This window comes from Spirosoma arboris, assembly GCF_009754945.1.
GTDB lineage: Bacteria > Bacteroidota > Bacteroidia > Cytophagales > Spirosomataceae > Spirosoma > Spirosoma arboris.
The window spans coordinates 378,732-391,670 of sequence record NZ_WPIN01000001.1; the positions used below are offsets into that span (position 1 = coordinate 378,732).

The 12,939-nt window shown below is 46.8% G+C and carries 12 protein-coding genes; 10 read left to right on the top strand and 2 right to left on the bottom strand.

Annotated elements, in window-relative coordinates; translation table 11 throughout:
* Positions 1-66 precede the first annotated feature (66 nt).
* The 9 genes from GO755_RS01555 (at position 67) to GO755_RS01595 (ending at position 10,047) form a co-directional block, all read left to right on the top strand.
* Complete coding sequence (locus GO755_RS01555) at positions 67-1,179, top strand: helix-turn-helix transcriptional regulator (protein ID WP_227686826.1); 1,113 nt, start codon at positions 67-69, stop codon at positions 1,177-1,179.
* 124 nt (positions 1,180-1,303) lie between these two features.
* Positions 1,304-2,074: an FHA domain-containing protein gene (locus GO755_RS01560; protein WP_157582809.1), complete on the top strand. Its 771-nt coding sequence runs from the start codon at positions 1,304-1,306 to the stop codon at positions 2,072-2,074.
* 79 nt (positions 2,075-2,153) lie between these two features.
* A complete protein-coding gene (locus GO755_RS01565; RefSeq protein WP_157582810.1) occupies positions 2,154-3,104 on the top strand; it encodes a hypothetical protein in 951 nt (316 codons plus the stop codon).
* 5 nt (positions 3,105-3,109) lie between these two features.
* Positions 3,110-3,712: an FHA domain-containing protein gene (locus GO755_RS01570; RefSeq protein WP_157582811.1), complete on the top strand. Its 603-nt coding sequence runs from the start codon at positions 3,110-3,112 to the stop codon at positions 3,710-3,712.
* A 3-nt stretch (positions 3,713-3,715) separates the two neighbouring features.
* Complete coding sequence (locus tag GO755_RS01575; RefSeq protein ID WP_157582812.1) at positions 3,716-4,522, top strand: PP2C family protein-serine/threonine phosphatase; 807 nt, start codon at positions 3,716-3,718, stop codon at positions 4,520-4,522.
* Between the two features lie 4 nt (positions 4,523-4,526).
* On the top strand, positions 4,527-5,300 hold the full coding sequence (locus GO755_RS01580; protein ID WP_157582813.1) for a caspase family protein: 774 nt from the start codon (positions 4,527-4,529) through the stop codon (positions 5,298-5,300).
* Between the two features lie 32 nt (positions 5,301-5,332).
* Complete coding sequence (locus GO755_RS01585) at positions 5,333-7,420, top strand: serine/threonine-protein kinase (protein WP_157582814.1); 2,088 nt, start codon at positions 5,333-5,335, stop codon at positions 7,418-7,420.
* An 8-nt stretch (positions 7,421-7,428) separates the two neighbouring features.
* On the top strand, positions 7,429-8,355 hold the full coding sequence (locus tag GO755_RS01590) for a hypothetical protein (RefSeq protein ID WP_227686827.1): 927 nt from the start codon (positions 7,429-7,431) through the stop codon (positions 8,353-8,355).
* Between the two features lie 36 nt (positions 8,356-8,391).
* Positions 8,392-10,047 (top strand): LamG-like jellyroll fold domain-containing protein, encoded by a 1,656-nt coding sequence (locus GO755_RS01595; protein ID WP_157582815.1) that lies wholly within the window; start codon positions 8,392-8,394, stop codon positions 10,045-10,047.
* Positions 10,048-10,054: 7 nt separating this feature from the next.
* Here GO755_RS01595 and GO755_RS01600 read toward each other — a convergent pair whose 3' ends face one another.
* Positions 10,055-10,837, bottom strand: coding sequence for a hypothetical protein (locus GO755_RS01600; RefSeq protein ID WP_157582816.1), 783 nt, complete (start codon positions 10,835-10,837; stop codon positions 10,055-10,057).
* Entirely contained in the window at positions 10,834-11,421 is a 588-nt protein-coding gene (locus GO755_RS01605) for an RNA polymerase sigma factor (RefSeq protein ID WP_157582817.1), read from the bottom strand. The genes GO755_RS01600 and GO755_RS01605 overlap by 4 nt, the downstream gene beginning before the upstream one ends.
* Before the next feature lie 183 nt (positions 11,422-11,604).
* Between GO755_RS01605 and GO755_RS01610 the strand changes: the two genes are divergently transcribed.
* Positions 11,605-12,924 carry a WD40/YVTN/BNR-like repeat-containing protein gene (locus GO755_RS01610; protein ID WP_157582818.1) on the top strand — a complete coding sequence of 440 codons (1,320 nt, stop codon included), beginning with the start codon at positions 11,605-11,607 and terminating at the stop codon, positions 12,922-12,924.
* Positions 12,925-12,939: the final 15 nt, after the last annotated feature.

Here is a 12,939-nt window from a genome sequence, read left to right on the forward strand (position 1 = left end):
TGACGATACAAAGGTTTAGGTCATCTGCGCAGTCTTTTTGCGTAGTTAGAAAAATTTTCACTTTTTTTGAAAAAAGTTTTAGCTACGCCCTCAACTGAAGTAATCAATCCTGCTCCGATGCCTGCCAACCGAAATGCGCTCATTCGCTACCGAGCTATTGATAACTGCCTGACTAACAGGTATCGGCAATGGACGCTCGATGCGCTCATCGAAGCCGTATCAGAAACACTATACGACTATGAAGGCATGGATAAAGGCATTAGTCGCCGAACGATTCAGGCCGATTTGCAGATGATGCGGAGTGATAAACTGGGTTATAACGCACCTATCGTGGTGATTGACAAGAAATATTACGCGTATGCCGACCCTACTTACAGCATTACACAGATTCCACTGACGGGGCAGGATTTAGGTCGGATGAGTGAAGCTGTCGAGGTGTTGAAACAGTTTAAAGGCTTTTCGCATTTTGAGCAACTAAGTGGTGTTGTGCAGAAACTCGAAGCGCATATTTATTCGGTCACAACGAACCAGCGAACGATTATTGATTTTGATAAAAATGACAACCTGAAAGGGCTTTCATTTCTGGACGTACTCTATCAGGCAATCGTTCAGAAAAAAGCGGTTGCCATTACGTATCAGTCTTTTAAAGCCCAACAGCCGAATCGATTCTGGTTTCATGTCTGGTGGCTGAAAGAATTCAAGAATCGCTGGTTTGCCGTAGGGGTTCGAGGGAATCAGTCCGACGTGTATCATCTGGCGCTGGATCGTATCCTGGCGATTGAAACCGCTGACGAAATTGAGTACCGGCACAATGCAGACATGGCCCCGGATGCTTACTATCAACATGTTATTGGCGTAACGGTTAGCCGAACGTTGAGGCCCTGCCGAGTACTTATCCAGGTAACTGCCGAACATGCGCCTTATGTTGAAACCAAGCCGTTACATCCCTCGCAACAGCTAGTTGAACGAGGTCCTGAGGGCATTATCATCGAGTTGTCTGTTCAGTTAAATTTTGAACTGGAGCGCGAGATTTTGAGCTTTGGCGATGGTATGACCGTGTTGGCTCCTGCGCGCCTTCGAGAACGAATTCGTCAGAAATTCAGAACTGGGGTAGCTCGCTATGAACCTGATTCGGGGACAAAATCCTCCCTGGAAGATGATAAACAAATGGAAAATTAGCCGTAATGATATAAGAATAACCTTTGGATAAATGTATTGCCAGGAAATCTATGAAGCCATATAGGTTAGGCTTATTCTGCTTGGTAAATTGCTCAACTAAACCCATTTATAGTCCGCGCCTTTCATGATCGTATCCACTAATGACGACCAATTCGAAAAACTGATCGACGACTTAAGTCGACTGCCTACCTATACGATTGGCCGGGCAGCGACGAACTCAATTGTTGTCGCTAATGGGAAAGTAAGCGGGCAACATGCCCGATTGATTCAGTGCACGCCTACTTGCTTTGTCTTCGAAGATCTGGCCAGTAAAAATGGTTCGTTTGTTAATAATAGGCGGATCACACGTAAAGTTGTTGATAAGCAGGATACGCTTCAACTGGCTGATACAACGTTTGTTATTGATGAACTTCTTGATTTACTGAAGGCTGAACCAACTAGATCTATAACCCCAGTTCAATCCGCGGAAATAGCTCAGCTGCTGCCTAGATCAGGACCTAATCCGTTGGATTTTACAGGCCCATTTGCCGATCTGCAACAGGTTTATGAGCAGTATCCGAAGCTGCGTCGGGATTGTCGGAATCGCGAAAAAATGATTCGAACGGGTAGCGTTATTCTCTCATCCATTGTGAGTGTAAGTGCCATTGTATCGACCGGGGGAGCTGCGTTACCGATGCTTCAAATCCTGTCGGGAGCGGGGTTAAGTGTGTTAGTGCCCACGTTGTGCTCCAACTTGTTATCAACCGACGAGAAGCTGGAAGTCATTGATAAAGAGTACCGTGAACGCTATCGTTGCCCCAATCCTGTCTGCCGTGATCCATTTGGAATGCGCGAATGGGAGCTACTTGCTCAGCAAAAAACCTGTCGTCGTTGTCAGGCGATTTGGGTTCAGTAAAAAACTCGCTATTTCTGACTTACCTTTTTCTGTCGACTCCTATTAACTGACGTCCTTCACGGTTTATCCTGTAGTCACCATGACGCAACTTCCTAATCAAACAGACTTGCATACCGATTCATATACGATGGATTCTTCCGCTTCTAGCCCCACTAAATCAAGTCTGAATACAACGAAAATGCTGGGTATTTCGGCTGTTACCCTGTTATTGGGTGGATCGGCATGGGCTATCAGTCAAAAGATTGTAGGGCTGAAAGATCATACGCCAGTAGATGAGCCAATTGCAACTGACGAACCAGCCCCCGCAATGCTGCCCGACGATGTTGACGTAGCTGGGAAAACGACTGATAGCATGACGTTTCAGCAGGCATTTGCAACCGCCCGCGCTGAAGTTGGTATGGGGGGCGTGTTTAGCTGGCATGGACACTGGTACAATACATTTGAGAAAGAGGAGTGGCAGAGTCTGTCGTTGGCGCAACGGCAGGATTATACAGAAATGATTACTGGCGAGCACCTGCCCGTTAAGCTCTATGCGCAACCGACTGCTCAAGCTTCTGGCAGTACACCGCAGTCGGAAGTAACCGCGGAGCCTACAGTTATTGAAGGCTACCTGAATGGGCAGCGCGTCATGGGCCTCGATTTTGATCAAGACGGCGTTATCGACACTCTGGTTATGGAAGGGGCAGACGGCTATATGTACCGCGTAGTCGATGCCAGTGGCGACGATGGCCTGGATACGTTGTTTCGCTATGATTCGCTGACCAGGGAATTAGTGGAAATGGAAAAACTTGATGAGCCATTTGTGTTAAGTAACGATCAGTTTAGCCAGGGTCTGGAAGCGAGCATGTCGCAGGAAGTGGTCGATTCGATCCTTGAACCAGATGCACCGACATCGGCTATGTTGGCAACATCATACGAAGATGAAACGGTAGATGAACTCACACATACCAATCATAGCCACGCAGTTGATTCGTACGAATACGATGATACCTATGTCAATGATGGCGATGTTCAGGACATGGACGAATAGGGAGTATGAGTGGATTTAAAACAACACTTATCAGTTGCCAACAGTGTGGTCGGCGCATTATGGTTCGTGCTGCCGATACCGAACGGGGATCGATCACGTGTTCGCATGTGGGTTGTGGAGCCGTTAATATCCTGCAAAAGCCATTTCATTACGACGAAACTATCGTACAGGGGCTTCCCTTGTTTGGGCAATTGACCTATCTGGGCAGCCCCGAAACACAGTACCCATTGCAATTCGGTGATAACGTTATTGGTACCTCCGATACCTGTACCGTTCAGGTGGCTCGGTTTGTTCATAACGGTCGGTGTTTCATCAGCCGCCGACATTGTACCCTGACTGTTGTCTTTGACAAATGGACGGGTCAACTGCGCTACCAACTTCAGGATGGCACAGTTGACCTGGCTATGCATTCTGTTCAGTCTAGTCTGAATGGTACGCAGCTAAATGGCACATCTTTGCAGAAAACCGAAATTGTCGACGTTGACAACGAGGGTATTATCACGCTGGGCGGAGTAGATCGCTTTCGGTTAACGCACTTTTCTATCCCGGCAGCAATGCTCGATACTTACAAAATTGAGCTGGATTTCAATCCCGACCGAACTCAGTAAACCATGCAGATTCAGCCAGCTTTACCTATTGCATTTTCGCATATTGGTCAACGGACTATCAATCAGGATGCGTTGTACCCAGCCGTGACAATGGCCACCGAGCAAGTGCAGCTTTTTATTGTTTGCGACGGCATGGGAGGGGCTGATAAGGGAGAGGTTGCCAGTCAGTTACTTTGCAATGCGGTGGTTGGTTACGCAGCCTCAATGAATAACCCCATTTTCGATGTAGTACATATACAGTCGGCCCTTGATCTGACTTATGAAGCATACACTACATATCTGAAACAGCATCCGCTAATTAGCCGGATGGGTTCAACCCTGGCTTTACTGCAACTACATGAGAAAGGGGCAACCGTAGCACACATTGGCGATAGCCGGGTGTATCAGATACGGGCGGGAAAAATCATTTTTCAGACTCAGGATCATCTTCAGGTGAACGACATGGTTGAGTCCGGAATTATTACGGCTGTTCAGGCACTTACACACCCCTGGCGTAATCGGCTGAGTCGTGCGGTGGTTATTAGTGCTGCCGATAGGGATGGCTATGCAACGCGTTCTACGCCAGACGTTACGCTATTAACTGATATTCGGGAGGGCGATTACTTTTTTATGTGTACGGATGGTGTACTGGAAAAAATCGACGACTATATACTGGCTACATTGCTGGCGGGTGATATGCCGGATCAGGCTAAAGTGAGGTCGCTACAAGCTTTATGCGATGGGCATACAAAAGACAATTATTCGGGCTATTTAATTGGCATCAGTCACGTAACGCAAACCGAATCCGTTCGGTCAGTTAATACCTTCTAAAACTATGCTGACTTCGTTGCTGATTGGTTTAGGAATGTTGTTTGGTTGCCAGCCTCCGTCAGTAACTGGGCAAACGTACGCAGTTGTCGTAGGCATTGCCGATTATCAGGCTCTTTCCTATTCAACCGGCGATTTGCGGTTTGCCGATCGGGATGCCCGGCAGGTGGTTGCCTTTTTACAAAGCAAATCGGGAGGAAGTGTACCCCCATCGCACATTCGACTGCTGACCAATCGACAGGCTACGCAGGCTACGATTCAACAGGCGTTAACACTTTTCCAACAGGCTGGTACAAACGACCGGATTATCCTTTACTTTTCGGGTCATGGATTGCCCGATAGTTTTGTTCCATACGATGCGCGACCAGGCAATCCTGCCAGGATGTTAACATACAGCGCTATTAAAGCGGCTTTTCGTGAGTCAAACGCCCTGACAAAATTATGCATCGCCGATGCCTGCCTGTCGGGCGGAATAACTCGTCAGCAAGCCAGCCGACGTACGCTAACGAAGAGTGTACGCGATGGAAGCAACGTGGCTATGCTGCTGGCCAGCCGGTCGACGCAGTATGCGGTTGAAGATCGACGCTTAGCCGGGGGAGCTTTCACCTACTTTTTGCTCAAAGGGTTGAGCGGGCAGGGGGATCTCGACGGCAATGGAATTGTAACGATACGGGAGTTACATCAATATGTATCTCCTTTGGTCAGACAGCGAACCCGAGGAAAGCAAACGCCAGTTTTTTATGGGCGATTTTCGGATAATCTACCTTTGGCGTATCTTTGAATAAGCCAGACTGTGCTCCCTAACCCAATGCTATGAATCAGACGTTTACTACGTTTCTTGACTTTAAAAAACGGTATCCGATCCGCCCTAACGATGAGACTGCTCTGTTAGGGATTGGTACGTATGGCCGGGTTATAAAGGTTGAGGATCAGCTCGAAACGGAATGGGTAGCCATAAAAATCAGTGAATTTAAGGGGAGTGACGCCAAGTCGCTGAAGGCCGAAGTTGAATTGGCTCAGCGAGTTCCCCGTCAGACTAATATTGCCCGCTATGATGCCTGCCATCGACTGGAAACGGATACTAGTATTAGTGATTTCGCCATCATGAAATACTACCCGGATGGTAATCTGGCTGACTTACTTCGGCGTGTAGCGCTGACACCTCCTCAAATTTATGATATTACGCGAGGCATCTTGGTTGGCCTCCAGCACTTGCATCAACATCGCATTGTTCACCGCGATTTTAAACCCGCTAACATCCTAATCTCTCGGGATAATGCCGGACGTTTCATTCCTAAGATTGCCGATTTCGGGCTTAGTAAATTAGTCAGTGATGACGAACTCGATAGCTCTGATTTCGACCTGAGCGACGGTCGGGGTACGCCGTCTTACAAAGCCCCGGAACAGATTGAAGGCAGTCGAGTCAGCTTCAACCTCGACTTATGGGCATTTGGCGTCATTCTGTATGAAATGATAACGGGCGAAAAGCCTTTTCGGGCCGACTTACGAAATAGTAGTGAACAGTCGGTGCGCCGGGAAATCGAGAAGAAAATTATATCGGTCGACTTACCGGCTCGCCTGAATCAGATAGCCGAACCGTACGGGCTAATGATTCGCCGATGTCTGGTTCGCGACATTCACGAGCGTGTTCGTAAGGAAGACGAATTGCTGGATTTACTGGACCAAATTCCGCAGTTGATGGCCCAGGCCAATTCACTGCTTGAGCATGGTGAATACCAGCAGGCTATCGATGTGTTTGAGCAAGTACTGGCTAAGCGGGAACAGCATATCGAAGCCCGGAACGGCCTTGCTCAATGTACGGAAATCATGCAGCAGCGGCTTACCGATCTGCTCGCCAAAGCTGATAGCTTACGGATACAGCAGCAGTTTGACCAGGCCAAAAGTCAGTACGAGCAAGTGCTGAGACTCAATCCAGCAGAAGAAACAGCTATTCAGGGTTTGGCCTTGTGCATCGAGCAACTTCGCCCAAGGCCGTTCGTAGTTGAATCGGAACTGACCGATGTCTATGAAGAAGAAAGGACAGATGTTTATATAGCACCACCCACTCCGATACCTACAGGTGCAAAAATAACGCCCGTTTTGGCTTCATTCGTTGAATCGGATCTACCTCCTGATGCCCAAACGGACGTACTGCCCAAGAGTCAACCGGTATCAATACCAACTGAACAACAAGCGATAAACAGTTCAATAAGCCGGACTTTCCCCTGGAAGATCGTTGCTCCGGTGGCCCTGGTTTTGAGCGGGCTTGTGTTGTATGCTAAGTTGAATGGTACAGTTGCAACCAATGACAACCATCGTCAGGATAGTACATTGGCGATAAATGTTATTCCTCATGAAAATGAGAAGTCTTTATCGCCAAATCCTACAGAGGATAATCGTATTAAATCCGTTCCCAGCGAATCGAAGGCAACTCTTGACCAGCGAATCGATTCGACGCTCGGTAAGGTCCACCAGAATAATCAGCAAAAAATCCCTGTTATTCCTACGCCAGATCAGCCTAAAACCGCGCTTGTAACACCTGAAACAGACAAACCAACGGCGATTGAATCGGAAGAGGATAGTAAGGAAAAACGCCTGAAAGAAAAGCAAGAGCAACAGAATACGTACGACGAGCTAATTGAGGAAGGCATAAAAGCTATCGCCAACGGGAACAATAAAGCAAAAGCTATAGCAGCGTTTAGCAAGGCTCGGGAACTGGCCAAAGAACAGGAACTGAGCACGGCTAAAGCTGATGGAGCTTACACACTATACGTGAACAAAGCCAATAAAATCTTTGCTACCGACGAGTTTGAGGGAGCAAAAGCCTGGTACCAGGTAGCGCAGGCGCTGAATGATACGGATGAAGTCAGGCGGAAAATTAAACAGTGTATCAATCTGTAACTCTAGTTATGATGCTTAACTCTCTACGCCATTTCATCCTGTTTCTGTTCCTATCATTTGCGTTACTACCTGCTTTTCGGGCTGTAGGTCGCCCTACTATAATCGCTGTTAGTGTCGATGATGAATATGATCGGTACAAAAAACGAGCTGACGATTTTTTTAAGGAAGGCAAGTATTTCGAAGCCCGACGACAATATCAGAATTGCCTGGAAGTGCCTGGTTTTGAGGATGATGCCTATGCGAAAGAACAAATTGAGGAGTGTACGACTGGGATGAAATTACGTCAGCAGGTCGATGAGGCTATACTGCAGAATAAAGGGTCGGAGACTGTCGGGCTATTGAGCCAGTTATTGAATCTAAATCCCGATGATGCGCTGACAAAGATGCAACTAGCCGATTACTACGAGCGAGAGGGGAACCAGTTGTATAGTCTGCAAAAATATGCTGACGCTAAAGCACGCTATATCGAGGCCCTTAACTATACCGCAAAGCAGGAAACGCTGATGCTACAGATTCGAAACTGTGAAGAAAATCTAAAACCGAAAGTACCCGTTTATGTTCAACGTCCCCCTAAACTTATTGGGCTGAAAGTAGCCGCAGTTGCAGTTGCACTAGGGGCCGGACTCTATGCAATAAACTTGCGAAATGACTACCAGTCGAAACTGGGCGCGCTGAGTCAGATTAGCCAAACTGCCGATCCAACCGGTAGTGGAATAATCAGTAAAGATATGTATCATCAGTATGATGAAGCCTATACAGCCGCTGAAGCAGCCCAAAAGAAAAACGGGTTGTTCAAAGCCTGCCTGGGTGTTGCTGCCGTAGCTACCGTCACCGAGTTATACTTGCTGATGCACAAACCAAAGCCGCGTACCCATGCGCTACAGTGGAAACCTTCATCGCAATCATGGGGGCTGGCTATTAGCCACACATTTTGACTTTTCTATTCACCCCATGCAATCGTTTATGTACCCATGAATCGTTTATTAATTTATATAGTTGGCTTTCTTTTAGTCTGTAGTAGCGGATTGCTGCTATTGAGTTGCGGTAACTGGGAAATTCCCACGCGCAAATCGCAGCGAGAATGTGTAAAACCAGTCGGTACTCTTGTTGCGCAACCTCAGCAACGGAAGGTCGATTTTTCAATCAGTGGCAGCAGCGGAACCATCGATCAGGTAAACTGGGATTTTGGCAATTCAAGTACTACAGTTACCACCGGATTAACGGTTAGCTATACGTATCCAACCTCTGGTACCTACATCGCCAAAGCTACATTGACGAATTCCTGTGATAATGAGACCATACTTCAGCAAGTAATTTCGGTGAATGATGCAGTGCTGCCAACTGTAACATTGCAGCCAGCAACCGACGTAACAACAACGTCGGCAACGTTACGCATGACATTGACCTCTACGGGTAATGCGACCATTATCCGCTATGGTATCTGTTACTCGGCAACCAATGCTATACCGGAAATCGGTAAGGATAATGTACTTGATAAAACGACGGCTTTAGCTATTAATAATCCCGTTTCCTTGTCGCTTACAACCCTCTTGCCCAATACGCTTTATTACGCACGTAGTTTTGCCGTTAATTCATCGGTTAGTACGCCTGGCTACAGCGAGGTTCAACTCTTCCGGACTGGGCAAAACCCAGTTGTTGCTGTTAACGGTACGGCTTCGATTGGTACGACAACAGCTGCTATCAACTTTGTTGTAACGAGTCCGGGCAGTCCGGCCGCCGTCGAGTATGGTATCTGTTACTCGTCTAGCAGTAGTATACCGGACCTCACTAACTCCATGGTAACGACGGTAGCCAGTCCAGCACTGGGTGCTAATGTTGTGGTCAATTTGAGTAACCTGACGCCGAATAAAACCTATTATTATCGTGCCTATGCCAAACCGTCGGTGGGCCCTCCAGTTTACGGAGACATCATGAAGTTTACGACATTGCTTGATGCCGTTGCGCAGGATTTAATTGCCTCGGTATCGTTCACCGATCAGTCGCTACTAGATATCAGCGGGTATAACAACCATGTTAAGGTAGTAGATAATCCCATCTTTATCTCTGACCGTAACGGCAAAGCCAATGCGGCTATTCTGTTAGATGGTGTGAACGATTATTTCTACATGCCCGATAATAGCAGCTTAAACCCCGATGCCCTGTCCATTAGCATTTGGATTAAACCCACGGTCGTAGCTGGTCGCATGCAGATTTATAATAAATCCCTGTTCAGCGATGGAACCTCGGAGATGTACAGTTCGCTAATCAAACCAGCCGATGGCGGTTCGGGAATCACAATTAACACCGATATCAAGCAGACTAGTAACTGCGAGCAAGGGCAGGGTTGGCAGACATTTACTTTTACCAGCGCACCTGACTTAACTCAGTGGCACCATATTGTCATGACCTATAGTGGTCGATCTGCTCGTATGTATTTCGATAAAGCATTACTGTACCAAAAGGACGATTTACCCGCAACAACTATAGATAAATGTCCCGGAGGAGATTTGAAGTTTGGGGCTCAGTCACAGGATCTGCCGCAGTATTTCAAGGGCGCTATCGATGATATCAGAATATACAAACGGATGTTGTCGGCTAGTGAGGTAGAAACGCTCTATAACCAATAAGCCGGTGTTACTCGATTTTTTGTAATACCTGTTTAGCCAACGATTGGAAAGGATTGGCCTTGTCGGTACTGATGGTTTTCAGGATAGGCAGGGCCTTTTCTTTTTGATCATTCTTTACATAAGCAAGTGACAGAAACCATTCGGATTTTTGCCGGATTTTGGTAGAGGGAGCTGTTAGGGCTTTACTCAGTAACGGTATCGCTTCTGTGGGTTGCTTATTGGCGAGATAGCTTAAGCCCAGAAAATAATTTTTGTAGTGGATTGTCTGCTTGTCGGCGGGGAGTGTGGTTAGCTGGGCGATAACCTGATCATATTTCCCCGATTTGTACTTCGCCAGCGCATCCAGCAACTGGGTGTGAACGTTCGGCGAAAACGTGCCTGATGGAAAGTCTTTCATCAGTTCGTCGGGAGTGGACGTTTCCGTGTAGGCTATGTCCGCTTGCCGATCGTTGGTTTGCTGATAGGTATAATAGCCAAGGGCAAGTACCAAAATTACCGAAGCGGCCGCAGTCCAATAACGCCAGTTGAGTAACGGCTGAATAATGGCCTTCGTATCCGGGATTTCCTCGCTTGTTGCTCCTGTGGTCTTATACTGCAACTTCGCCCGCTCCAGTGCTCGTTCGATACCCAACGCCCGTAAACCCAGCCGGATGTCACGCTGGCGGTCCACCTCCGCCCGAAGTTCAGCATCGGCCAGCATATCGCTCTCAAACAGAGCCTGGTCTGCTACCGACAGTTCATTGGTGAGGTAGGCTTCAATAACTTCGTACTGTTCTTCCGATAGGTTCATAATCCTTGCTGATTAGCCGTTTTCTGATAAAATGATTTCAGTTTTTCGGCACAGTCATATCGTTTCGATTTAACCGAGGTCTCTTTCATATTAAGTCGTTCGGCAATTTCACGCAATGAAACTTCCTCGACATAAAACCACTCGAGTAGTTTGCGGCATTCGCCTTTAAGTTGTTGTAGCGATTGCCGAACTGCGTTCACCACTTCCATTCGTTCCAGATCTTTCACCACGTCGGTAGTATCAGGGGTTTCGATGACATCGGGCATAGCTGCGCGGGTGCGGAACCGTGCCGACTTCAATTCGGTCAGCCACACATATTTACAGTACTCAAAGACGACCGTCGTGATGCGGGTACCCTCCTGAAGCTGATACTTACCTGTTTCGATGTTGAGTAGAAAATTGAGCAATCCCTTCTGAAAAGCATCTTCGGCGTCCATCTCTGTGCCACTATTGCTCAATACCCAGTGGCGAAAGGACGGAAATGATTCTGCATACAGATATTGATACGCTCGCTCATCGCGACGGCTCAAGGCGTCGTAAAAATCCTGGTCTGTTGAGTAAATGGGTAATGGTCGGGTCGACATAAGGTGATTGAATGGACGAAGATAAAGCCCGATAGTTTATCTATTTATCTGCCAGCCAATCAATGATGAATAGGGAATATAATAAAAAGGTAAGTCAGAAAATTTATCAATATTTTTTTACCTGCTCCGACTCACCTTTTTGCCCCTCCACTTATACATATCTGAATCCCTTTCTACCCAAACATGGACGTTTCTTCTAAATACTTCTCATTGCTTAGGCAGCCGGGTCCCAATGCCCTAAAGCTCTTCTGGAGTTTTATACTCGATATTCATCGAGTTGGCAAATTAAGAGAACTTATTTCGTTTGTAGTGTGGGAAATTAGTCACCGACTTCGGTTCTATCAGTATGGAAGCCAGTATGTTAAATTCTTGCCTGGCCCATATCTATCACTTACAGATGAAGAAAATTATTCGAGTGAAGATGCTATCAGTACGTCCTTTTTAACAGAAGATGGGCTGTGTTTTCAACCCGTTGTTATCGATTGGAAATTTTGTTTTCAAACGCCTGACGGAATGCTTTGGGGATGCCGTTATTCTCATCTGAATGGCCTGTATTGTAGCGAAGACCAAAGCCAGTCGGCTGTGCTTGTTTATGAATTTACGCAGCCAATTACCTCCTTATTTGGTAGTCAGCGAAACGTATTATTTATCTGTTCCAATGGGACTATTTATCGAAGTGAGAATCAGGGCAAGTCGTTTACCGCTGTATTGCAACTCTCTACGCCCATCAGCTATTTTTTGTTCAATAATGGAATGACAGAACTGCCAGATCATACGCTGATGATTGGCGAATATGGCTCCATCTGGCATGGAAAGACGTGGCAGAATTTAGCCTTTCTATATTACTCTTTCGATGGGGGAATTACCTGGACTGTGTCTGATTTTTTGCAACAGCAGGGGGTAAATAAGCATATCCACCTGGTTAAATATTGTGTCCGCTTAAACGCCGTTTTATTGACTGACGGCGACAATAAAAAACAGGTTTGGATGAATATGCTCCTGACCAATTTCAATACACAGGCGGGTCGCCAAAGAGATGGCTGGCGGTTAATCAATAAATATCATTATCAGACGGGAGGATATACCGCGATGGCTGAAACGAACGAAGCTGTTCTATTTGGCAGTGATTATTTAGGCGGTACAAACTTTATTGTCAGGACGGTGGATGGTCACCAATTTAAAAAATTAGTCTTGCCCGATCCCTATCGCAGAAGCCCCGTTATGAATATGGTTACCCGACAAGCTGGAGCCGGGCATGAACTATGGGCGGCCTCCTACAGCTGCCTTGCTGACGATGCCAAAAGTTTGTTGATGTGTACCAAAGATTCCGGTAAAACCTGGACGCGGGTTATTGAATTCGACGGTGCAAAAAATGAGGTGCGCTTAATCAGCTCTTCGCGTAACCCGACCAGTGCTCTCTACATTTCTGTCACAACGTTTGGTAATCAACAGAGCCAGTCGCATCGACATCAGGTTTATAAATTAGTGCAAAAACCTGCTTAATCTGTTATAATTACT

Bases quoted from the DNA above. Each gene is read 5' to 3' on its own strand.
- GO755_RS01560 (WP_157582809.1), top strand. From the start codon at position 1,304: ATGATCGTATCCACTAATGACGACCAATTCGAAAAACTGATCGACGAC.
- GO755_RS01565 (WP_157582810.1), top strand. From the start codon at position 2,154: ATGACGCAACTTCCTAATCAAACAGACTTGCATACCGATTCATATACG.
- GO755_RS01570 (WP_157582811.1), top strand. From the start codon at position 3,110: ATGAGTGGATTTAAAACAACACTTATCAGTTGCCAACAGTGTGGTCGG.
- GO755_RS01575 (WP_157582812.1), top strand. From the start codon at position 3,716: ATGCAGATTCAGCCAGCTTTACCTATTGCATTTTCGCATATTGGTCAA.
- GO755_RS01580 (WP_157582813.1), top strand. From the start codon at position 4,527: ATGCTGACTTCGTTGCTGATTGGTTTAGGAATGTTGTTTGGTTGCCAG.
- GO755_RS01585 (WP_157582814.1), top strand. From the start codon at position 5,333: ATGAATCAGACGTTTACTACGTTTCTTGACTTTAAAAAACGGTATCCG.
- GO755_RS01590 (WP_227686827.1), top strand. From the start codon at position 7,429: ATGATGCTTAACTCTCTACGCCATTTCATCCTGTTTCTGTTCCTATCA.
- GO755_RS01595 (WP_157582815.1), top strand. From the start codon at position 8,392: ATGAATCGTTTATTAATTTATATAGTTGGCTTTCTTTTAGTCTGTAGT.
- GO755_RS01600 (WP_157582816.1), bottom strand. From the start codon at position 10,837: ATGAACCTATCGGAAGAACAGTACGAAGTTATTGAAGCCTACCTCACC.
- GO755_RS01605 (WP_157582817.1), bottom strand. From the start codon at position 11,421: ATGTCGACCCGACCATTACCCATTTACTCAACAGACCAGGATTTTTAC.
- GO755_RS01610 (WP_157582818.1), top strand. From the start codon at position 11,605: ATGGACGTTTCTTCTAAATACTTCTCATTGCTTAGGCAGCCGGGTCCC.